The sequence below is a fragment of the Mesorhizobium loti genome (assembly GCF_003148495.1).
Lineage (GTDB): Bacteria > Pseudomonadota > Alphaproteobacteria > Rhizobiales > Rhizobiaceae > Mesorhizobium > Mesorhizobium loti.
In genome coordinates, this window is record NZ_QGGH01000015.1 from 1 (window position 1) to 22,291 (window position 22,291).

Annotated in this window: 17 protein-coding genes and 4 pseudogenes; 7 read left to right on the forward strand and 14 right to left on the reverse strand. The window is 60.9% G+C overall.

The annotated features are described in order from the left end of the window. Window positions 1–214 precede the first annotated feature (214 nt). Together C8D77_RS31100 and C8D77_RS31105 are read right to left on the reverse strand one after the other, a co-directional pair. A complete protein-coding gene (locus C8D77_RS31100) occupies window positions 215–1,708 on the reverse strand; it encodes an NAD-dependent succinate-semialdehyde dehydrogenase (protein WP_051355484.1) in 1,494 nt (497 codons plus the stop codon). Between the two features lie 289 nt (window positions 1,709–1,997). Next, window positions 1,998–2,364, reverse strand: a pseudogene (locus C8D77_RS31105) (IS6 family transposase); the annotation flags it as partial. A gap of 600 nt (window positions 2,365–2,964) precedes the next feature. Here C8D77_RS31105 and C8D77_RS31110 point away from each other — a divergent pair. Both C8D77_RS31110 and C8D77_RS31115 read left to right on the forward strand, forming a co-directional pair. After that, complete coding sequence (locus C8D77_RS31110) at window positions 2,965–3,822, forward strand: sterol desaturase family protein (protein WP_027055676.1); 858 nt, start codon at window positions 2,965–2,967, stop codon at window positions 3,820–3,822. A 200-nt stretch (window positions 3,823–4,022) separates the two neighbouring features. Continuing rightward, window positions 4,023–4,225: pseudogene (locus C8D77_RS31115) on the forward strand (transposase); the annotation flags it as partial. Between the two features lie 89 nt (window positions 4,226–4,314). On the opposite strand, the gene groL reads toward C8D77_RS31115, so the two are convergent. Together groL and groES are read right to left on the reverse strand one after the other, a co-directional pair. Further along, window positions 4,315–5,970 carry a chaperonin GroEL gene (gene groL / locus C8D77_RS31120; protein WP_109671341.1) on the reverse strand — a complete coding sequence of 552 codons (1,656 nt, stop codon included), beginning with the start codon at window positions 5,968–5,970 and terminating at the stop codon, window positions 4,315–4,317. Window positions 5,971–6,035: 65 nt separating this feature from the next. After that, a complete protein-coding gene (gene groES / locus C8D77_RS31125; protein WP_006333965.1) occupies window positions 6,036–6,332 on the reverse strand; it encodes a co-chaperone GroES in 297 nt (98 codons plus the stop codon). 803 nt (window positions 6,333–7,135) lie between these two features. Here groES and C8D77_RS31130 point away from each other — a divergent pair. From C8D77_RS31130 to C8D77_RS31145, 4 genes and pseudogenes are all read left to right on the forward strand, one after another. After that, on the forward strand, window positions 7,136–7,411 hold the full coding sequence (locus C8D77_RS31130; RefSeq protein ID WP_109671342.1) for an acyl carrier protein: 276 nt from the start codon (window positions 7,136–7,138) through the stop codon (window positions 7,409–7,411). Next, a pseudogene (locus C8D77_RS31135) lies at window positions 7,412–8,620 on the forward strand (beta-ketoacyl-[acyl-carrier-protein] synthase family protein). A gap of 321 nt (window positions 8,621–8,941) precedes the next feature. Further along, a pseudogene (gene fabG, locus C8D77_RS31140) lies at window positions 8,942–9,660 on the forward strand (3-oxoacyl-ACP reductase FabG). 480 nt (window positions 9,661–10,140) lie between these two features. Further along, window positions 10,141–10,731, forward strand: coding sequence for a NodA family N-acyltransferase (locus C8D77_RS31145; protein ID WP_109671343.1), 591 nt, complete (start codon window positions 10,141–10,143; stop codon window positions 10,729–10,731). Window positions 10,732–11,718: 987 nt separating this feature from the next. Here the strand turns inward: C8D77_RS31145 and panD are convergent. The 6 genes from panD to bioB are packed head-to-tail and all read right to left on the reverse strand — an operon-like array spanning window position 11,719 to window position 17,251. Further along, window positions 11,719–12,171, reverse strand: coding sequence for an aspartate 1-decarboxylase (gene panD, locus C8D77_RS31155; protein ID WP_097576706.1), 453 nt, complete (start codon window positions 12,169–12,171; stop codon window positions 11,719–11,721). A gap of 56 nt (window positions 12,172–12,227) precedes the next feature. After that, window positions 12,228–13,211: a beta-ketoacyl-ACP synthase III gene (locus tag C8D77_RS31160; protein WP_027056584.1), complete on the reverse strand. Its 984-nt coding sequence runs from the start codon at window positions 13,209–13,211 to the stop codon at window positions 12,228–12,230. Next, window positions 13,208–14,473 carry an adenosylmethionine--8-amino-7-oxononanoate transaminase gene (locus C8D77_RS31165; protein WP_109671403.1) on the reverse strand — a complete coding sequence of 422 codons (1,266 nt, stop codon included), beginning with the start codon at window positions 14,471–14,473 and terminating at the stop codon, window positions 13,208–13,210. The genes C8D77_RS31160 and C8D77_RS31165 overlap by 4 nt, the downstream gene beginning before the upstream one ends. Beyond that, window positions 14,473–15,108 (reverse strand): dethiobiotin synthase, encoded by a 636-nt coding sequence (bioD, locus tag C8D77_RS31170; protein ID WP_027056582.1) that lies wholly within the window; start codon window positions 15,106–15,108, stop codon window positions 14,473–14,475. Before bioD ends, C8D77_RS31165 begins: the two co-directional genes overlap by 1 nt. A gap of 11 nt (window positions 15,109–15,119) precedes the next feature. After that, window positions 15,120–16,259 carry an 8-amino-7-oxononanoate synthase gene (locus C8D77_RS31175; protein ID WP_109671344.1) on the reverse strand — a complete coding sequence of 380 codons (1,140 nt, stop codon included), beginning with the start codon at window positions 16,257–16,259 and terminating at the stop codon, window positions 15,120–15,122. After that, window positions 16,256–17,251: a biotin synthase BioB gene (gene bioB / locus C8D77_RS31180; protein ID WP_097576702.1), complete on the reverse strand. Its 996-nt coding sequence runs from the start codon at window positions 17,249–17,251 to the stop codon at window positions 16,256–16,258. The genes C8D77_RS31175 and bioB overlap by 4 nt, the downstream gene beginning before the upstream one ends. Before the next feature lie 47 nt (window positions 17,252–17,298). Between bioB and C8D77_RS38130 the strand changes: the two genes are divergently transcribed. Continuing rightward, on the forward strand, window positions 17,299–17,622 hold the full coding sequence (locus tag C8D77_RS38130; protein WP_208866582.1) for a hypothetical protein: 324 nt from the start codon (window positions 17,299–17,301) through the stop codon (window positions 17,620–17,622). Between the two features lie 118 nt (window positions 17,623–17,740). On the opposite strand, the gene nadC is transcribed toward C8D77_RS38130, so the two are convergent. The 4 genes from nadC to C8D77_RS31205 form a co-directional block, all read right to left on the reverse strand. Further along, window positions 17,741–18,622: a carboxylating nicotinate-nucleotide diphosphorylase gene (gene nadC / locus C8D77_RS31190; RefSeq protein WP_109671345.1), complete on the reverse strand. Its 882-nt coding sequence runs from the start codon at window positions 18,620–18,622 to the stop codon at window positions 17,741–17,743. 1 nt (window position 18,623) lies between these two features. Then, the gene (locus C8D77_RS31195; RefSeq protein ID WP_109671346.1) at window positions 18,624–20,165 is read right to left on the reverse strand and encodes an L-aspartate oxidase; all 1,542 of its coding nucleotides are present in this window, start codon (window positions 20,163–20,165) and stop codon (window positions 18,624–18,626) included. After that, window positions 20,162–21,136, reverse strand: coding sequence for a quinolinate synthase NadA (gene nadA / locus C8D77_RS31200; protein ID WP_027056576.1), 975 nt, complete (start codon window positions 21,134–21,136; stop codon window positions 20,162–20,164). The genes C8D77_RS31195 and nadA overlap by 4 nt, the downstream gene beginning before the upstream one ends. 64 nt (window positions 21,137–21,200) lie before the next feature. Continuing rightward, window positions 21,201–22,160, reverse strand: a complete 960-nt coding sequence (locus C8D77_RS31205; protein ID WP_027056575.1) for an NUDIX hydrolase — start codon at window positions 22,158–22,160, stop codon at window positions 21,201–21,203. Window positions 22,161–22,291: the final 131 nt, after the last annotated feature.

The following is a 22,291-nucleotide window of genomic DNA, read 5'->3' on the forward strand; positions in this document are numbered from 1 at the left end:
AACGGCCATCCGCAGAGCCAGATCGAGGAACTCATGCCCTGGCGATTCCGGAAAACGTCAAGCCCAAATCCATAGGCGATCGGCAAGGCGCTTACGGATGGCGGCGGCGATGACGGCATCAAGGTTTACGCTGGGCCTTGAGCGAAGGCCACCATTCCATGATGGCCGCGGCGGATTGTCAGCGCGATGTCAATGGGACGCGGATGCTGCGGGATTATAACCCACCCATGCACAGGTACTTCATTTCGAGATAATCCTCGAGGCCGTGGCGCGACCCTTCACGACCAATCCCTGATTGCTTCATTCCGCCAAAGGGTGCGGCCTCGGAGGACATGCGTCCCGTATTGATGCCGACCATTCCGTATTCGAGGGCTTCAGCCACGCGCCACACACGCTTTAGATTGGAAGCGTAGAAGTAGGCTGCAAGACCGTAAATCGTGTCATTCGCCTCGCGCACCACCTGGTCGGGATTGTTGAAGCGGATTATGGGAGCCAGCGGTCCGAAGGTTTCTTCCTGAGCAACCCGCATTGTCCTTTCGACGTCGGTGATCACCGTGGGCTCAAAGAAGGTTCCCGATTCGCCGATACGGTTGCCACCGCAACGGATCTTCCCACCCTGCCGCACAGCATCGCGAATATGATCTTCAATCTTTGCAAGCGCGCACTTATCGATCAGGGGACCGATCGAAACTTCTGGCTCGAAACCGTCACCGACGCGCAATGCACTGACGCGCTTGGTGAATTTGTCGCAGAATTCATCATACACGCTGGACTGTACGTAAAGCCGATTGGCTGAAACGCAGGTCTGGCCGGCATTCCGAAACTTTGCCTGTACCGCACCATCGACGGCAGCGTCTACGTCTGCATCATCAAAAACAATGAAAGGAGCGTTACCACCAAGTTCGAAGCTGGTTCTTTTGATCTGGTCCGAACACGCCCTCATGAGCAGCCGCCCTACCGCGGTCGACCCCGTGAAGCTAATCTTGCGGACCTTCGGGTTCGAGCAAAGTTCACGCCCAACCGCATCGCCTTCCGATGCGTAGATCAAGTTTAGAACGCCATCGGGAAAACCTGCCATCCGGGCAAGCGTGAACATAGCACCCGCGACAAGCGGTGTTTGCTCCGCGGGTTTCAGAACAATCGCGCAGCCGGCGGCAAGCGCCGGCGAAATCTTGCGAGCCACCATCGAGGCGGGAAAATTCCAAGGAGTAATGGCACCGACAACACCGATCGGCTGTTTGATTACCAGCATACGCCTGTCGTTAGAAGGCGGCGAAATCGTCTCGCCATAGATGCGATTGGCCTCCTCGGCATACCATTGGAGGTAGGCTGCAGCATGGGCGATTTCAGACTTCGCCTCTGCAAGCGGCTTACCCATTTCGGCCGTCAAAATGGCTGCAAGATCCTCGCTGTGGTCGAGGATCAGTTGGTGCCATTCCCATAAGATGTCGGAGCGCTCGCGCGCGGTGAGCGCCGCCCAATGTTCCTGCGCAGCTTCGGCCTTGTCGATTGCCAAGGAAACGTCCCGGACATCCATATCTGGAAGCTCAGCCAACAGCTCGCCTGTTGAGGGATTGAACACCGAAAAGCGCCTCGTGGCTTGCTCCGCATTCCGACCAGGCACACCGGCCAGATCGTCAAATAGCTCGGGATTTTTGAGACGTCTCGTCAGCGACTGTGTCACGGTCAAACCGTGGTCCCCCTTCATGGCTAAGTTACTAGCTGCGCTAGTGTACTAATAAGCACACCTTGTGCCGGACGATCGGACGAGATCGACCGGCCCTCCGTCTTTGCAAAAGCACTTCCTGATTAGCCGAGAGCAATGACAGCCTCAATCTCGATTCGCGCTTCGGAAAGCTTTCACTTCATGACAGGCACACGCGGGACGGGCTCGTGAAGAGCATCGCGAACCCCTTTTGCGGTGCTGTCACGTTATTTGAGGTACGGGCGCGCAAGTTCCCGCTGTGGCTTTTCAGGCAAGCCGATAAGCAACGGCCCTGTCGCGTCCGCTCTCGTTTTCGGTACGGAAGGTGGGAATTCTCTGCTCGGTTGTTCAATCCTTTGTGCGATCGGTGTTCCACGTTCGGCATGACCTGGCGTCTTGCCGCCCCGTAGGAGCGCAATTTGTCGGTGATCCGCTTTGGCGCGATGCCCTGGTTCTTCAGAAGCCGCATCAGCAAGCGCCTGGCAGCCTTGGTGTTGCGGCGCGTCTGGACGATCTCGTCGAGCACATAGCCCTCTTGATCGACTGCTCGCCACAGCCAGCATTTCTGACCGTTGATGCCGCACCACGACTTCATCGAGATGCCATATATCGTCCTTCGCCGGCGCCTTCCGACGTAAACGACGCGCATAGTTGGGTCCATGCTCTAATAAGGAGTTTTCGATTTCCATCATCAACTCCAGTTCCCGAGTTGCATCCTTGCCGGGACGCTGCGCGGATGAGGTCGCTCCCATGCATGCGGTCCTACGGAACCGCGAACACCAGTTCGACCCCACCCGTTCCAACGCAAACATGCGGCGATCCTTGCAATCGACCTCGGAGAGAACCCTGAGCCCGGCAGGCGCTGCACCAACGAGGAGAGAAGGAGCCTATTGACGAAGGCGATTAGAGAACTTCCTGAGACACGATCTCCGTTCGCAACGCTGCTGGCTATGCAACCTCTGCTGCACGCCTCATCACTGGCGCATAGCTGGTCGTTTTGCGCAAACCACTTCGTCTACTGGGGCTCCTCCAACCATTTGGGAGATGGATGGGTCTATCCAAAAAACTAATTTTAACTCTCTGTGAAAACTGCATAGCACATCCCTGCCGTGCGCCGTGATTTCTGCGCGGATATCGGTCCGGATGCCGACTCGAGTTTAGGGCTGCGCCGGAGACGCATAACATTGGTCTCGCCCTCGTGACGAAGGCACTGCGTTGATGAGAGCCCCTCATTTTGAAGGATTCGCAGGAGCAAAGAAATGCACATTCTCGATATTAACCAAATGACCCAGATCTTCGTGTATTCGCTTGAGATGGTTGTAATCTTCGCAACGTTATGCGCCGCGCTGGAGCTAACCTTTCCGGCTTATCGATACAGTTTTGCTTCATACGCTCGCGGCGTGCGAAATTATATTATTCGCCTCGGATGTGGTGCCTTTATGTGGCACTTCTACGCTGTGAGCGTGGGCTGGTTAGGGATAAAGCCGCTTGTAACGATCAATTTCGGTACGTTGCTTCACTCTGACAACGCAATCATTAATAATGGATTGGCCGTCCTTTCAGGCGTTTTGGTCGCGATTGCCGGCGACTTCTTCTACTACTGGATGCACCGCGCTCAGCATGCTGTTCCATTCCTCTGGCGCATGCACGCTACTCACCACTCGATCCGCGAATTGACGGCATGGAATTGCCATCATCACATTTCCGAGCCACTCGTTGCCGCAGGGTTGGTGTCACTACCACTCACGCTGTTCCACTTCGAATCTGGCGTAGTGCCTTTTGTTGCCATGACGCTGATTACTTTTCAGGTCCATCTTTCACACTCTAGCACCCGCATCAATCTTGGGCCGCTTCGATATATCATTGGCGACAACAAGTTCCACCGCATTCACCACTCGTTGGAACCCCATCACCAGCGCCGAAACTACGGGTTCTTTACAACTATCTGGGACACGATTTTTGCAACGGCATACTGGCCAAAAAAGAACGAGTGGCCGGAAGTTGGCCTCCGAGACCAATCGGAGCCGCTCACCGTGCGCGATTTCGTTATGTTTCCATTTGATCGACGTCGCTGGCGTAAAGCTAAAGTCGGAAGTGGTGTAAAGGCTGGGAATTAAACGAACGCAGCGCTACGCTTCTAATTCGATTGTCGAGGTCGGAACCCGTCAACTGGACCTAGAAGGGGACGGATCCTTGGCGCTGGCCTTCGGATACGTAGGATCTGGAACTACCACAGGTGGGCAATGCGCGGACGACTGGCCTGCCACGGGTAATTTCCCCCACCTGAGGAGTCCGGCCTCGATTGAAGGACGGACTGATGAAGAGAAAGCGGTTTACGGAAGAGAGCAGATCATCGCGGTTCTGCGTGAGCATGAGGCGGGAGCAAAGGCGGGCGACCTGGCGCGCAAGCATGGGATCTCCGAGACGCTGTATAACTGGAAGGCGAAGTATGGCGGGATGGACGTCTCCGATGCCAAACGGCTGAAAGCCTTGGAAGACGAGAACGCAAAGCTGAAGCGCGAGCCCCAAACCTTTTCCGACCGGCTCCATTCCAAAAAAAAGGGGGCGGCATTGCTGCCGCCCTTCGAGATTGGTGAGAGGCGCGGACCTTAGAAATCCATGCCGCCCATGCCGCCCATGCCGCCGCCGCCCATGCCGCCAGGCATGCCGCCGCCAGCCGACTCCTTCTTCGGAGCCTCGGCGATCATGGCTTCGGTGGTGACCAGCAGGCCGGCGACCGAGGCCGCGTCCTGGAGAGCCGTGCGCACGACCTTGACCGGATCGATGATGCCCATGGCGATCATGTCGCCATATTCGCCGGTCTGGGCGTTGAAACCGAAGGTCGCGCCCTTGTTCTCGAGGATCTTGCCGGCAACGATCGAGGCTTCTGCACCGGCGTTGGCCGCGATCTGGCGGGCCGGAGCCTGCAGCGCACGACGCACGATGTTGATGCCGGCGGCCTGGTCGGAGTTGACGCCGACAGCGTTGATGGTCAGCGACGCGCGCAGCAGGGCAACGCCGCCGCCGGCAACGATGCCTTCTTCCACGGCCGCGCGGGTCGCGTTGAGGGCGTCATCGACGCGGTCCTTCTTTTCCTTGACTTCGACTTCCGTCGCGCCGCCGACGCGGATGACGGCAACGCCGCCCGCGAGCTTGGCGAGACGCTCCTGCAGCTTCTCCTTGTCGTAGTCCGAGGTGGTCTCCTCGATCTGCTGCTTGATCTGGGCGACGCGGCCCTGGATCTCTTCCTTCTTGCCGGCACCGTCGACGATGGTGGTGTTTTCCTTGGAGATCGACACCTTCTTGGCGCGGCCGAGCATGTTGAGGCCGACGTTCTCGAGCTTGATGCCGAGGTCTTCCGAGATGACCTGGCCACCAGTGAGGATGGCGATGTCTTCCAGCATGGCCTTGCGGCGATCACCGAAGCCCGGCGCCTTGACGGCGGCGATCTTCAGGCCGCCACGCAGCTTGTTGACGACCAGCGTGGCCAGGGCCTCGCCTTCGACGTCTTCCGAGATGATGAGCAGCGGCTTCGAGGTCTGCACGACGGCTTCGAGAACCGGCAGCATGGCCTGGAGGTTGGAGAGCTTCTTCTCGTGGAGCAGGATGTAGGCGTCCTCGAGATCGGCAACCATCTTGTCGGCGTTGGTGACGAAGTAGGGCGAGAGATAGCCGCGATCGAACTGCATGCCTTCGACGACTTCGAGTTCGGTCTCGGCGGTCTTGGCTTCCTCGACCGTGATGACGCCTTCGTTGCCGACCTTCTGCATCGCTTCCGCGATCATGGCGCCGACCGACTCGTCGCCGTTGCCGGCGATCGTGCCGACCTGGGCAACCTCTTCCGAGGTCTTGATCTTCTTGGCGTTCTTGATCAGCGTCGCGACGACGTCGGTTACGGCGAGGTCGATGCCGCGCTTCAGGTCCATCGGGTTCATGCCGGCGGCAACCGCCTTGTGGCCTTCCTGGACGATCGACTGCGCCAGAACGGTCGCGGTCGTGGTGCCGTCGCCGGCAATGTCGTTGGTCTTCGAAGCAACTTCGCGGACCATCTGTGCGCCCATGTTTTCGAACTTGTCTTCGAGCTCGATTTCCTTGGCGACGGTGACGCCGTCCTTGGTGATGCGCGGGGCGCCGAACGACTTGTCGATGACGACGTTGCGGCCCTTCGGACCCAGCGTGACCTTCACCGCGTCAGCGAGGATGTTGACACCGCGCAGCATGCGCTCGCGGGCATCACGGGAGAATTTTACGTCTTTGGCAGCCATTTTGTACTCCTGGGCATTTCGCCCGAAATTCAGATTGGATGGTACGGATGAAAGGCGGCGGCGTGTTAGCCGATGATGCCCATGATGTCGGCTTCCTTCATGATCAAAAGGTCTTCGCCATTGAGCTTGACTTCGGTGCCCGACCACTTGCCGAACAGGATACGGTCGCCAGCCTTGACGTCCAGGGGAACGAGCTTGCCAGCTTCGTCACGAGCACCGGAGCCGACGGCGATGATCTCGCCTTCCTGCGGCTTTTCCTTTGCCGTGTCCGGGATGATGATCCCGCCGGCGGTCTTGGATTCGGATTCGACCCGGCGTACGACCACGCGGTCATGAAGCGGGCGGAACTTCGACTTTGCCATTTTTTCTTCCTCGATGAGAACGGTGAGAAAAGCGTCCGGCGACGCCGGATAACTTACAAAGCTCGGCTATGCCGGCCTGCGGTTAGCACTCACCAAGGGCGAGCGCTAACAATGCGACGAGATAAGCCCTAGGCTGGGGCTAGTCAAGACAAGAGGGTGGGCGATCACGATTTTCCAGGCGATGCAGCCCTGAAAGAGTCGAGCCAATCGATGGTGTTCGGAAGCTCGACCCACAGGATGAATCCACCCTGCGGATCGGTAACCATTGTGTCTTCCGCGATCCGCCAGCGCGCTTCGTCGCACCGTAGAGAGCGAGGTGAGGCGCTGAGCATTTGGCAGCGCCGAGACGTGCCGAGCTTTTGCGTGGAGTGGCCATGCGGGATGTCTCCTTTAGCATCATTTCCCGCACCAGAGGCTTGCCCGTTCATCGGACTGTATTTCTATCCACAGGGTGGATGCATCTCATCGAAACAAACGATTTTCTCAATCTTCCGGAATCTCGCATTTGACGTCAGCACCTCACACGCCCTGATCGCCCGCCCCCTTATCGTGTGACGACTGCGAAAAGGAGCCGAAAGGAGAAAACTTTTCCATGAGCTCAGACGTGCGATGGAAGTTGCCCCGGGAAAATGAGTTGCGGTTGGATCGCAACGCCTCAGACCAACCGGAACTCATCCGATCTCTATAGTCCGATTGCTGTTGGTGAGTGGCACAAGCCTGGTTAGGGCCGATTTTCGCGACGTGACTGACAGAGGTATGGCGCCGCGCCCGCGTCAAAAGGCATTGTTATGGAAAGGAACAGAATGGCTGATCAACTCGCAACGGAAATCATTGCCACGATCAAGAACCGCGTCGAATCGGAGAGCGGCGAGAGTGTGTCCACCATCGGCGAAATAACGACTGCCACGGAACTGACCTCGCTCGGAGTCGATTCGCTGGGTCTGGCGGATCTCCTCTGGGATGTGGAGCAGGCCTACGACATCAAGATCGACATGAACGCGGCGGATGCCTGGTCGAATCTCAAGAATGTCGGCGACATGGTGGAAGCTGTCCGCGGTTTGCTCGCGAAGGGGGTCTGATTGGACAGGCGAGTCGTCATTACTGGGATGGGCGGGCTTTGCGGCCTAGGCAACAACGCCGCCTCTATCTGGAAAGAGATGCGCGAAGGTCGCTCCGCCATCCGCCCGATGGTCACTTCTGCGCTTCATGAGATGAAGGGCACTGTCGGTACCGAGATCAAGGAGCTGCCCCAAGCACGACATCGGCCGCAACCAGCTCGTCTCCATGGACCGCCACAGCTTGCTCGCTGTGCGTGCAGCGCGCGAAGCCATGCAACACGCCGGACTTTCCTGCGATGAGGGAAATCCGTATCGCTTCGGCGCGACAGTGGGCGTCTGCGGCTGGGGCTGGGGAACGGTCGAAGAAACCTACCGCGACCTCCTTTTGGGCGGGGCGAAGCGTGCTGGCATTTACACTGCACCAAGGGGGTTGCCGAGCGCCGCTGCCAGCCAGGTCAGCATGAGTCTCGGCCTGCGCGGCCCGGTCTTTGCCATCGCCTCCGCATGCGCATCAGCCAACCATGCGATCGCTTCGGCCGCGGATCAGATCAGGCTCGGCCGGGCCGACGTGATGCTTGCCGGAGGCGCCGAAGCGCCGCTCGTATGCCTTCAGATGAAGGCATGGGAAGCAATGCGCGCGCTCGCTCCGGATACTTGCCGGCCCTTCTCCGCCGACAGGAAGGGAGTGGTGATAGGCGAGGGTGCGGGCATGTCCGTGCTGGAAAGCTATGAGCATGCGCCGTACGCGGTGCCACAATGCTTGCCGAGATCGCAGGCATCGGCCTTTCCGGCGACGCCTTCCACATCGTCGCGCCGTCTATCGAGGGGCCGGAGGCCGCGATGCGCGCTTGCCTTGCCGACGCCGGGCTGAATGCCGAGGACGTGGACTACCTCAACGCCCACGGCACCGGCACCAAGGCCAACGATCAGACCGAGACGGCGGCGATCAAACGCGTCTTCGGAGACTATGCCTATTCGATGTCGGTCTCGTCCACCAAGTCCATGCACGCGCATTGCCTGGGCGCAGCGAGCGCACTTGAAATGATCGCCTCCGTGATGGCGATCCGGGAGGGCGTCGTGCCGCCGACCGCTAATTATCGCGAGCCAGATCCCGATTGCGATCTCGACGTCACGCCCAATGCGGCGCGCGAGCGCAAAGTGCGCGTGGCACTGAGCAACGCCTTCGCCATGGGCGGCATGAACGCAGTTCTGGCGTTCAAGCAGGTGTAAAAGCGATGCGAGATGCCTCCAGTGACTCTATCTCTCGGATCCAAATGCTTGCCGGATCACGATTGTGAAGGACCTGCCCCTCGGACCGCCTCGGTGAATGCGCCAAGTGGCAGCGGAAGCTGGACAAGCCGGGGTCCCATTTTTTGCAAAATTCTCAACTGTTGAAGCGACGTGGACGTACCGCTACCCCGAAGGTTGAGCGAGGCCCTTCGAGTTCGGCTCGAGGGCCTGTCCAAAGCTGTACCCGATAATGTCTGGAAGGCGCATGGCCGCCAGTGACCGCTTCCGTGCGAAGCCGGTCCTTAGAAAGGGAATCGATAAATGTTCGATCTGACCGGCCGCAACGCGCTCGTCACCGGAGCAAGCGGTGGAATCGGCGAGGCCGTGGCGCGGGCGCTGCACGCGCAGGGCGCAACCGTCGGCCTGCACGGCACGCGTGTCGAGAGGCTCGAGGTGTTGGCTGCCGAGCTTGGCGGGCGGACAAGACTGTTTCCGGCGAACCTCTCGAACCGCGATGAGGTCAAGGCGCTGGGCGCAAACGCGGAAGCCGAACTCGAAGGCGTCGACATACTGGTCAACAATGCCGGCATCACCAAGGACGGGCTTTTTATCCGCATGTCGGACGCGGACTGGGACGCGGTACTCGAGGTCAACCTGACCGCCGCGGTCCGGCTCACCCGCGAACTGACCCATTCGATGATGCGCCGCCGCAACGGCCGCATCATCAACATCACCTCCGTGTCCGGCGTAACCGGCAATCCCGGCCAGGCGAACTATTGCGCGTCAAAGGCTGGCATGATCGGCATGTCGAAATCGCTGGCACAGGAGATCGCGACACGCGGCGTGACGGTGAACTGCGTGGCGCCGGGCTTCATCGAATCGGCCATGACCGACAAGCTGAACGACAAGCAGAAACAAGCGATCATGGCCGCCATTCCGGCCAGGCGCATGGGCACCGGGGTGGAAGTTGCCTCGCGAACGAGGCCGCCTACATCACCGGCCAGACCATTCATGTGAACGGCGGCATAGCAATGATTTAGCCTGAAAAGTTCAGTGCGCCCCAATGACGTGTATCAACGGTGGAGGAAGGTTCCCACCCAGATAGCAGTCGGTTGTCTGGCAACTGACGAGCGGGTCGGTCGGGCAACTGGCCGGGTCGAAGCCTCGTGTTAAAGGCCGCCTTGGGCCGAGACTAGATCAAGCTCTTGAAGCGCATGCTTTCCTATCCATAGCGTGGATGCATTCATCGAAACAAAGGATTTTGCCAATTCTGCAGAACGTCGCATAGTAAGATTTCAAAAAATGTAAGCCAAAGGTAATTATCGATGTTTGTATTGGCTCCGAGCCGTATTTTTCTGGTGTACGCCTTCCAGCGTGCTCGGAACACAACGGAGTCGCATGTTCATTGCGGCTAGTTTCTTCGGTGACCTGCGCAAGCTACATCGAGCCGGCTCGATGCGACAAGCGTCCCCCTGCTAGGCGCTTCCCCAACAAAACAGCAACAAAGATGAGGTCTTTCGATGTGCTCTGACGTGCGGTGGAAGTTGTGCTGGGAAAATGAGTTGCAACAGGCCGACCATGTCGAACTGTCCGAGTTTTTCCGAAAGACCTACGGACCGACTGGGGCCTTCAACGCAGAGCCATTCGAAGGCGGCCGTAGCTGGGCCGGTGCGAGACCGGAGCTCCGCGCAATCAGCTACGACGCGCACGGCGTAGCGGCTCATATCGGCATACTACGCCGCTTCATCAAAGTTGACGAGGTCGAGCTCCTGGTGGCCGACCTGGGGTTGTACGGGGTGCGACCGGATCTTGAGGGACAAGGGATCAGTCATTCAATGCGCCTTGTATATCCAGTGTTGCAGCAGCTTGGGGTTCCATTCGCTTTCGGCACCGTTCGGCACGCGATGCGGAACCATATGGAGAGGTTCTGCAGAGACGGCCTGGCGGCGATTGTGTCGGGCGTTCGTGTGCGGTCCACTCTCGCAGATGTGTATCTCGACCTGCCGCCCACGCGCGTCGAGGACGTGCTCGTCGTGGTTGTGCCGATTGGACGCTCGATGAGCGAGTGGCCATCCGGCACCCTGATCGTTCGGAACGGTCCGGAGCTATGAAACATCTTGAAGGTGCCGGGTGATGGCGCTGAGGCACCAGAGCGGCGGATTTTCTGCTGAGCTACTCGGACTGAATACGCGTTCCCATTCACGTTAGCTGTGGATAACAAGGCTGAATTAACATGCAAAATCTGCGCATCTAAGTCGATCCGAGCACGAGGTTGCGCGCGCACGGACTTTGCGGACCTCAATCGCCGTCACCCTGAAATCGACGAGGCATCGGCTATCCCAAAATTGGGGCTTGACGTTACGTAAGGTCCCATGTTTTCCGATGTGCGGGAACGGCTTCCAGTCTCATCCTAAGGGCGACGAAAATGAGGGGCAGTAATGGTGGCTGGCGAACCTAATGACGTGCGCGTCAAGCGTTGCGGTGGGGGATGGGTCGTTCATACTGTCGAGGACGGCAAACTGACAGTTCTTCGGTTCAAGACACAGTCTCCCGCCGAAAATTTCGCCGATGGCCAACGAGCCAGGCTCGGCCTTGCTGCCAAGCCGCCGATCGACGAACGCTGATATGCAACCGGATCAGGCGTTAGATGGCTGGTGAGCCCATGGTGCCGGCGGGAAACACTTTGCCGAAGGCCCACCTCAGTGCTGCTTGCGACCGTTCGGCTAGCCATATTCGCGATGATGGTTGGCACCGCTGCCGATGCGGAAGACGATGGCCTGCTTGATCGACACGGCGGCAAAGATCATGAAAAGCCAGGTCGTCAAGGACCCAGCCGCGGCGCTTGAGAAGGCAGCAAGAATTTGCAAGCCGCCACCGCAAGTAACCTGAGACAAGGGTCAGACATGCAAACCGCTGTTCGCCGATCAGCAGATGCGAGACATTGCGCCATCCCACGAAGGCCCACGGTGCCCAAGGCGCAGTGGGCATCAGCCTTTCGAAGCTGAGCGTCAGCAACTTCGTCGAGTCTTAGACTAGACGCTCTTCAGTGCCGAGCACGTTGCAACGGGGCGAAGAGGCTCGCACATTTGGAGCGCGGCTCACGCCCCGGAGACCAGGGCAGGAATGACCAAAGGCTCATCCGCCTCGTCAAGAATCGCGAAACTGTAACGGCCGTCTGTGTCAATATCGACGGAGTAGCTCAGGCGGTCGAGTATGTGGTTATCCTGGTCGAACGTGACGATCCGCGGCTTCAGCGAAGTGATATGCGCTTCGTCCAGGTAGATGGAGCTGCAGACGATAATCGGGTCGTCGGGCTGACAGGTGCGAGCCGCCGCTCCGTTGAGGATGCAGCACCGTGAACCGCGCTCGCCGAGGATGACATAGGTCGAAATCCGCGCACCGGAATTCTTATTCCATATCTCCACGAATTCCATCGGCAGGATCCCGGCTGCCTCGCAGTGGTCGGGGTCGAGCGTTATCGAACCATGGTAGTTGAGGTTCGCTTCGGTGACGTGAATGCCGTGCAGCTTGCCGGCCACTATTTTTCGCATTGGTTCTGTTGTCCTCATCATCATACAAGGTGAATCTTGGCAGCTGGTTCGCTCGGCTAAATTCCGACGACGAGGGCACCGCCGCTGAGGCCCGCGCCCGCCGCCGCCAGAAGAATTTTCTCGCCCGGCCGAAACGGCTGCATCCGATGGGCCAGCGACAGCGAGAGCGGGATCGTTGCGGCGGAAGAATTGCCATAGTCGGCGATCGTCTTGACGATCGCGTGATCGGCTATGCCTAGGTTCCTCCCGACCGCGTCGAAAATGCGGGCGTTGGCCTGATGCGGCACGAACCGATCGATATCCTGCGGCCGCATTTGGGCTGTAGCGAGCGCGTCCTCCGAGCAGGCAGTCATCATCTCGACCGCCTTGCCGAACACTTCACGGCCGTCGGTGATCGTCATGCGGATCTGCTCGAGATCGAGGTCGCCATGGAACGGTCTGTTGCTTCCTCCCGCCGGAATCTGGATCAGCCCGTAGCGCGAGCCGTCGGAATCCACCGAAGCGCCGAGAATGCCTCGATCCGGGTCATCGCACGGACCAATCACCACGGCGCCGGCGGCATCGGCAAACAGCACGGCGCTGGCGCGCTCGGCCGGATTGATGCGGCGGCTGAGGATGTTAGCAGCAATGACAAGGCTCGCTTTGCCGTGGAGGCGGGTAAAGCCTTCGGCAAACATCAGCGCATAGATGAAGCCGGCGCAGGCACCGGTCAGATCGATCGCTCCAGCACGACCCAGTCCCAGCCGATGTGCGACCAGTGGCGCGCTCGGCGGCAGGAGGTGATCGGGTGTCGAGGTGGCGAGCAACAGCAGGCCGATGTCGCTCCGGTTGATGCCCGCATTTGCCAGCGCCATGTCGCCGGCATGCGCGGCAAGGCCCGACAGCGTGTCTTCGTCCGTTGCCCAGAAGCGCGACCGAATCCCGGTGCGCCGCTCGATCCAGCCGGGTTCAAGCCCGAGACGATCTTCGATTTCCGGGTTCTCCACCTTGCGCGCCGGCGCATGATGACCAAACCCGAGAATGCGCGACGACCGGCTCATGGCTTTGAGCCGAAGCGTTCGCCGGCCTCCTCGATGGCGTCATAGAGCCCGTCCAACTCGTCTCCGGTGATGCAATAGGGTGGCAGAAGATAGAGGACATTGCCGAGCGGGCGCACAAGCAGGCCGCGCTCAAGGAAGAATGCGCGCAGTTTTGGCCCGATTTCGGCCAGATAGCCGGCAGAGTCGGTACGCAGATCGAGGGCGGCGATCGTGCCGGTCGCCCGGCTGTCGGAGAAATATGGATTGTCCCGGAAGCGTTGAAGCCCGGCGGCCTGCTTCGCGCTCAGGGCCGCGATCCGCTCGGCCACCGGCTCGTCCTGCCAGATCTCGATATTGGCAAGTGCTGCCGCGCAGGCGATCGGATTGGCGGTGTAGGAGCTCGAGTGGAAAAAGGTCTTCTTGCGGTCCTCGGAATAGTGAGCCTGGAAGATGGCGTCAGTGGCAAGTGTGGCGGCCAGCGGGATGGCACCGCCGGTCAAGCCCTTCGAGGTGCACAGGATATCAGGAGATATGGACGCCTGCTCGCAGGCAAACATGGTTCCGGTGCGTCCCCAGCCGGTCATAACCTCGTCTGCGATCAAGAGCGTGCCGGAGGCCTCAGTGATCTTCTTCAATTCAGCCAGAACCGAAGCCGGATACATCAGCATGCCGCCAGCGCCGAGCACGAGCGGCTCGACGATCAGCGCGGCGACGCGCCGGTCACGGCTGACAGCCTCGAAACGATCCAGCGTTTCCTGCTCGCGGCCGGCGGCCGGGAAGGGGATGGTGTCGACCTCAAAGAGCAAAGGCTCGTAGGCGGCGTTGAACACGCCGCGGGCGCCGACGCTCATCGTGCCGATGGTGTCGCCATGGTAGCTGTGCTCCATGACGGCAATGCGCGAGCGCGGCGCGCCGAGGTTGCGGAAATAGCCGAGCGCCATTTTCAACGCGACTTCGACGGAGGTCGAGCCGCTGTCGGAATAGAACACCCGGTCGAGGCCGGGCGGGGCGAGGCCGACAAGCGCCTCTGCCAGCTGCTCGGCCGGCTCGTGGGTGAAGCCGGCGAAGATGATCTGGTCGAGGCTCGACGCGGTCGTCTCGATGGCCTTCATGATGCGGGGATGGCGGTGGCCATGGGTGACGACCCACCAGGAGGAAATCGCGTCCAGGATGCGGGAGCCGTCGGCCTTGTGAAGATAGGCGCCTTCCGTCCGGACAATCTCGGGGATTGCCGGCTCGAGCGCGTGCTGGGTGAAGGGATGCCAGACTCGAGACTGCGTCATCATTCGCCTCCTGCGATCGCTGTGAGGTCGAAGCCGGCAACCATCGCTTCCCTCAGCGTCTCACTTGTCAGCGGATCGAGAAGCGGCAGTCTGCCAAGCTGGCGCACGCCGCTGAATTCCACGATCGTCCTCTGCGTATCGGCCACCTCATCGCCGATGAAGGCGATGCCGATGAGCGGGATGGAACGGGCCCTGAGCGCTTCGATCGACAGCAAGGTGTGATTGATCGTGCCGAGTGTGGTGCGGGCGCACAGAATGACCGGCATCCGCCACTGTGCGAATATGTCGACGAACTTGGTGCGCCGGTTGAGCGGCACCATCAGTCCCCCGGCACCTTCGATGACGATCGGACCCGGCAAGTCCGGAAGCGAGAGCTTTGCCACGTCTATCGCGACGCCGTCGAGTTCGGCTGAACGATGCGGCGACAGCGGCTCCTTCAGGCGATACACTTCGGGCAGGACGCGCCCCATCGGCAGGCCGGCGAGCCGTTCCACAACCTCGCTGTCGGTTTCGCCGTCGAGGCCCGATTGCACCGGCTTCCAGTAGAAACCGTCGAGCAGGCCGGCGAGTCCTGCCGAAAACACTGTCTTGCCAATTCCGGTATCTGTTCCGGTGACGACGATGCGCTTGGTCATGTCGGCTCCGGTCATGTTTGGGCCAACACCTCAACGAGCGCCTCGACCATGGCGGAAATGTCGGCTGCGCCGACGTTGAGCGTCAGCGAAATGCGCAGCCGCGACGTGCCCTCGGGAACGGTCGGCGGACGAATGCCACGTATGTCGAAACCGCGAGCCTGCAATGCCGCCGCCACCGCCATGGCGCGCCTGTTGTCGCCGATGACGAATGGCTGGATCTGCGAGCCGCTGGGTACCACGCCGCAACGCTCGGCCAGTTGGCGGCCCGCGAAGGCAACGCGTTCCTGCAACTGAACGCGGCGCACGGGCTCGTCGGACAGCATGGCGAGCGCTTCGCGCACTGCCACTGCCATCAGTGGCGATGGCGCGGTGGCGTAGATGAATGGCCGGCAGCGATTGACGAGATAGTCGCACAGCGTTCGTGGTGCGGTGACAAGCGCGCCGGAGGCGCCAAGCGCCTTGCCGCATGTATGGAGCGCGATGATGTTGTCACGGCCCTCGAACGCGGCGGCCAGCCCCCGGCCGTCCGGCCCCCATACACCCGTGGCGTGCGCCTCGTCGACCACGATGAATGCTTCATGCCGATCGGCAAGCGCGACGAGGCTCTCCATCGGCGCGCGGTCGCCATCCATGCTGTAGAGGCTTTCGACGGCGATCCAGACGCTGCCCATGCCGCCGTCGGCGCGCCAGCGGGTGATCGCATCCTCGACGGCATCGACGTCGTTGTGCGCGGTGAGCTTGAACTCGGCGCGGCCACCGCGGGCCCCCTCATGCATGCTGGCATGAGCAAGCTCGTCGAGGATCAAGAGGTCGCCCTTTTGCGGCAGCGTCGTCAGCAGAGCGAAGTTGGCGATGTAGCCGCTGCCGAAGAACAGCGCGCGCTCGGCTCCGAAGAACGCCGCCGCGTCCGCCTCCAATTGCTCATGCTCCGGTGCATTGCCGCGCAACAGCCGCGATCCGGTCGCGCCCACCGGCGTGCCCCGCGCAATCGCCGCCGCAACCGCCTCGCCAAGTCTTTTGGAGGCGGCAAGTCCGAGATAGTCGTTCGACGAGAAGTCGAGCCCGGCGCGCGGCACAAGTGTGCGCAGCCGGTCCTTGCGCGCCAGTCCCTGCAAGGTCGCGTCATAGCGGGCAAGTTGTGCCCCGTTCATTGCGCCCCGAGTTCCATCGGCTCGATGCCGAGACGGCGGAACAGAAGGCTATCCTTGTCCTCGCCCGGATTGTTCGCCGTCAGCAGCGTGTCGCCGACGAAGATCGAGTTGGCGCCGGCAAAGAAGCACAGTGCCTGCATCTCGTCGGTCATGGCGGTGCGGCCGGCCGAAAGCCGGACATGCGATTTCGGCATCATGATGCGCGCCAGCGCGATCACGCGCACGAATTCGATCGGCTCGATGGGTTTAGCTTCGGCCAGCGGGGTGCCGTCGATCGGGATCAGCATGTTGATCGGAACGCTTTCGGGATGCTCCGGCAGATTGGCCAGCGTCACCAGCATGTCGATTCGGTCGATTGGCTCCTCGCCCATGCCGACGATGCCGCCGCAGCAGACCTTGATGCCGCTGTCGCGGACATTGGCCAACGTATCCAGCCGGTCGGCAAACGTGCGGGTCGAAATGATCTCGCTGTAGTAGCGCTCCGACGTGTCAATGTTGTGGTTATAGTAGTCGAGGCCCGCCTGTTTCAGTCGAGCGGCCTGCTCGAGATCGAGCATGCCGAGCGTCATGCAGGTCTCCATGCCCAGCGCCTTGACGCCTTCGACCATCGCCACCACCGCATCCATGTCGCGCGCCTTGGGGTTTCGCCAGGCAGCACCCATGCAATAGCGGGTGGCGCCGGCGTCACGCGCCTTGGTCGCCTCGGCGATGACGCGCCTGACCTCCATCAGCTTCGACGCCTTCAAACCGCTTTCGTGATGCGCAGACTGGCTGCAATAACCGCAATCCTCGGGGCATCCGCCGGTCTTGATGCTGAGCAGCCGGCTGAGCTGGACCTTGTTGGGATCGAAATTCTGGCGATGCACGGTCTGCGCTTGAAACAGCAGGTCGTTGAAGGGCGCGTCGTGGAGCGCCTGGGCTTCCGCTCGCGTCCAGGGGGGAAGCGCCCAACCGATTGGATCCGAGGTCAGGTCTGGGCTGAGTTCGTTCATAAGGTCTTGTTCTCCATAATCTTCCGTCCTTGGCCTGGAGCGTTGCAGTGGATGCTGAAGACAAGGCGCATGCCAGCGGGAAGTCTTCTATCGAAACGCGTGAGCGGACTCTCCAACTGCTGCCCGCAGGCTCAACTCACGTCATCCGTGGGGATTACGGTTTCCGTTATTTTACTCTGAGCACAGGAATGCTCCTTTCTGATCGCGTCGCAGGATTCGGTGAAGGCGACGTCCAGCAGATAACCCAGAAGTTCCAGCCCGTGAGAGGCCGCCAACTGGCGCATCTCGTCGAGTCGGCAGATGATGACGCCAAGGGCTGCGACGCGGCTTTCTGTGCCTTGCTGGTCCGTCCCTCCCGCCTCCGTTGTTGAAGCGTGTCGCTTGGCGCCGAGAAGGCTTGCGTCGGCTGTTGGTGGAACCGGGGACGTGCTGACGCAGGTTAGCCTGCCACCAAAGGAGTTCCTGCGATCCCGGTTCATGTCCTCTCCATCAGTTCAGATGCCTGTTGCAATTTCGGTCGGCCGGCATGTCGAGACCGATGTCGAGAATGGGCGCGCTGTGGGTAAGCCAGCCGACCGATATGAGGTCGACGCCGGTCGCCGCAATTGCCGTGGCGCTCGCCCGCGTTACCCGGCCCGAAGCCTCGGTGATCGCGCGGCCACCGACCATAGCCACAGCCTGCGCAAGGTCCTCGACCGACATGTTGTCGAGGAGCACGGCGTCGACGCCCGCTGTAAGCGCGATCTCCAACTGGTCCAGCCTGTCGACCTCGACCTCGATCTTGACCATGTGACCTATGGCGCTACGCGCCCGCTCGATTGCGGTGCGGATATCGCCGGCAATGGCGATATGGTTGTCCTTGATCAGTACGGCGTCATCGAGCGCGAAGCGGTGATTGGCGCCGCCGCCCGCTCGCACCGCATATTTTTCCAGGACACGCAGGCCGGGCGTTGTCTTTCGCGTGCACACGATCTTTGCGTTATAGCCGCGCACCGCGTTTACGAGCGTAGCCGTTGCCGTCGCGATGCCGCTGAGCTTGCACAAGAAATTGAGCGCCGTGCGCTCTGCGGTCAGCAAGCTGCGGGCCGGCCCGCTTACGATCGCAATCGTCTCTCCGGCCGAAACCTTACCGCCTTCAGGACACCGCAGCTGCATGCTGATCCCGGGATCAACCAGCAGGAAGGCAAACATGACCAAATCGAGCCCGGCAACAACGCCGGCCTGCCGGGCATTCAACGCCAGCGTCGCTTTGCAATCGGCGGGGATTATCGCATCGCTCGTGATGTCGCCGGCTCTGCCCAAATCTTCCAGCAGGGCGTAGCGCACGATGGGCTCCATGATGATCTGTGGAAGCGGTGCAAGTGAAGTCATGTCAACGGCTCCGTTCGGATGCTTGCCATCTGAGCGTGACGGCATTCTCAAAAGCTGTGCAGAGCGTCAGTCGCGAAGGGAGGGCGGCGGCATCGCGCCCGGGGAAATCAGACCGATAATGCGAACCGCGGCTCTCTTCGCGTCGAAAAGCTGCGATCGCCATCAACAGTGCCACCAGGGCCGGATCGGCCGCGGCCGTCTCGCCGACAGAGATCGGCAGCAGTGTCGCGACCGTGTCGCGCAATGATTTCCCATTCCGAACAATGCCAAGCGCATTGGACACAATCGGGCGAATAGGTGAAGGGTCGGGCCGGATGGGAACAGTTGCCGGAAGCCTAGGCCACTGCCAACCCGCAGAGGTAGCCGCGACGCTTTCAGCCACCCAGGCGGCGGTTGCAACCGCTTCGGTCAGCGAGTTGCTGGCAAGCCGGTTGGCGCCATGCAGTCCTGTGCATGCGACTTCGCCACAGGCCCACAGGCCGCTAACGGAAGTTCGCCCCTCGGCGTCAACGGCCACGCCGCCCATGTGATAGTGAGCAGCGGGACGCACGGGAATGGGTTCCACCGCCGGATCGATGCCGGCATGCTTGCAAATAGCGTCGATTGCCGGAAAGCGCCTTGCGAATTTCTGCCCGAGACAATGTCGGGCATCGAGATAGACGCCATGCCCGGCGGCGAGCTGATCCGAGATCGCCCGCGCAACCACATCGCGCGATGCGAGTTCTGCCCCAGGCGTGTCTGCCAGGAAGCGATGGCCGTGCTCATCGATCAGCACCGCGCCTTCGCCACGCACTGCTTCGCTGACAAGCGGCATTGGCCGGCGCGCAATGTCGAGGGCCGTCGGGTGGAATTGCACGAATTCGAGATCGGCTAGTTCCGCGCCAGCACAGGCTGCAAGCGCCAGGCCGTGCCCGAATGAGGAGAGCGGGTTGGTTGTATCGCAAAACAGGCCGCCTATACCACCGGTGGCCAGCACCACGCGGCGTGTGGGCAATGCGAACACGGCGCCATGCAGGACAGTCAGCAAGCCCACAATGCTGCCTTCCGCGACAACCAAGCGAAGCGCTGTCATGCCTTCCATGATCGTGATCGAACGGGTTCGCCGCGCCACGCCGAGCAGCGCCCGAAACAACTCGCGGCCAGTTGCGTCGCCGGCGGCGTGCACGATGCGGCGACGCGAATGCGCCGCTTCCAGGCCCAGCCGTAGCCTCCCGTCTAGCGACCGGTCGAAAGGAGCACCAAGACGAATGAGGTTCTCGACGGCTTGAGGTACGGCCTCTACCACCCGCCTGGCCATTTGTTCGTCGCAAAGCCCATCGCCGGCAGCAAGCGTATCGGCGAGGTGCAGGTCGGGGCTGTCGTCCTCCCCCAGACTCGCTGCGAGCCCGCCTTGGGCGAGCGTGCTCGAGGCTTCGGTTCCGAGCGGGGTCCCGGACAGAAGGACGACTGTTTGCGGCGCCAAGTGTAGCGCCGTCATGAGCCCGGCGATACCAGCGCCGATGATGACCGGCGCTCCGCCAATGTGATGGATGTCCGCCGTCATACAAAGAGCATGCGTTCCACGGCCCAGCGGGCCCGTTCAGCGACATGAGGATCGATCGTGACGACGTGGCGGTTCTCCTCGAGCGCGGTCCGGATGTTGGCGAGCGTGATGCGCTTCATATGCGGGCACAGATTGCATGGGCGCACGAAATCTACTTCCGGATGCTCGACCGCGACGTTGTCGCTCATGGAACATTCCGTCATCAGCACCACACGCGCCGGCCTATGCCGCGCGACATAGTCGGACATCGCCGCCGTCGAGCCGGCGAAGTCGGCTTCCGCGACCACTTCAGGCGGACATTCGGGATGGGCAAGTATGCTGATGCCGGGATGGGCCTCACGCAGCTCGCGGATGTCGGCCGCCGTGAAGCGTTCATGCACCTCGCAGCGCCCCTTCCAGGCGATGATCTCGACTTTGGTTTGCGCCGCGATGTTCTTTGCCAGATATTCGTCGGGCAGCATGATCACGCGCGGCACCCGGAGCGACTTCACCACTGCGAGCGCGTTGCCCGAGGTGCAGCAGATGTCTGACTCGGCTTTCACCGCGGCGGAGGTGTTGACGTAAGTGACGACCGGAACGGACGGATAGCGCTGCCGCATCAGGCGTACGTCTTCGGCGGTGATCGAGTCCGCCAGCGAGCAGCCGGCGTTGAGGTCCGGGATGAGCACTGTCTTGTCGGGATTGAGCAGCTTGGCTGTTTCTGCCATGAAATGCACGCCGGCGATCACGATCACATCGGCGTCGACTGTCATCGCCTTGCGGGCCAGCGCCAGGCTGTCGCCGACGATGTCAGCCACGCAGTGAAAAATCTCCGGCGTCTGGTAGTTATGCGCCAGGATGACCGCATTCCGCTGTCGCTTCAGATTCAGGATTGCGTCGATATCCTCGACGAAGACCGACCACTCGATCCGTGGGATAACGCGCCGAACGCGGTCGTACAGTGAGGCGCTCGAAGGCAGGACGGCGCTCATCGAGCCTCCAGTTATAGTCCACCTGATTATAAGACGTTTATAATCGTTGTGACTATAAGGGGTGTCAAGCCCGTGCGAGCGGTAATTTTGTGCCGGCCACAGGCCTCTCGTCGAGAATAGTATGGTGGAAGCGGTAGAGCTGCGCAGGCCGGCCGCCGGTCTCGGCGGTCGTCGCCCCGGTCTTCTCAACCAGTTCCTGCTGCTCTATGAGCCGGCGAAAGTTCGGCTTGTTGATGAGCCTGCCGGAGAGCGCCTCCACAGTTCGCTGTAGCTGCAAAAGCGTGAAGAGCGGCGGCATCAGTTCGAACACAACAGGCCGGTATTTGATTTTGGAGCGCAGTCGCGCAATAGCCGTTGCCAGAATGCGGCGATGATCGGCGATCATCGATCTGCCCGGCACCGAAGCGAGGATGGCCGAAACTCCGCCGCGCTTCGCCTCCTCCACCAGGGTGGCTTCGTAGAGCAGCTCGTAGCGCTGCAGCGCGAGCTCTTCGTTCCATGCCCGGCCGTCCAAGGCAAAGGCAACCGCCGCTCGCCGTCGGCGATCGAAGCGCGTCGCGCCGTCGTCCGCGCCGTCCGCCCATTCGATAAGGCGCGGCCGCAATTCTTCCAGCACTATCGGGGGCCTGCCGGAGCGATGATCCTCCCAGGGGAAATAGTCGTACCAGCTGGCCCAACTGCGCCTGCCCGAGGCGCCCGTATCTTCTTCGCGGGTGAGTGCGAGATAGCTGATCGAGATCACGCGCTGGTTGGCGCCGACCCGATCGCGATCGGCAAAGGTGTAGAGCTGCTCGATATAACCGAGAGGCTGACCGGTCTGCAGTTCCACCCATGCCCTGAGGCCCGACTGGAGCGAACGATGAGCGAGCTCAAACGGGCCCGAGGGAAGGGCGCCGCCCTCTTCGATGGTCAGAACACAAGGTCCAGCGTCGTTCACGGCAACGACGACTGCGATGAGGTCCGCGTTGACGTCGTTGGTCTTGCCTATGGCTCTGCCTTTCCTTGGTCCCTTTGCCTGATCCATAGTTCCTGACCTACTTGGCAGAGCTCCGCCTGTCTAAACCGATTTAGTTCTGTTCTTTATCATACCACTCGTCGCGTCAACACCACGCGCTCTGGCGATTTTACCTCTTCGCACCTCGACAAAAATATGCC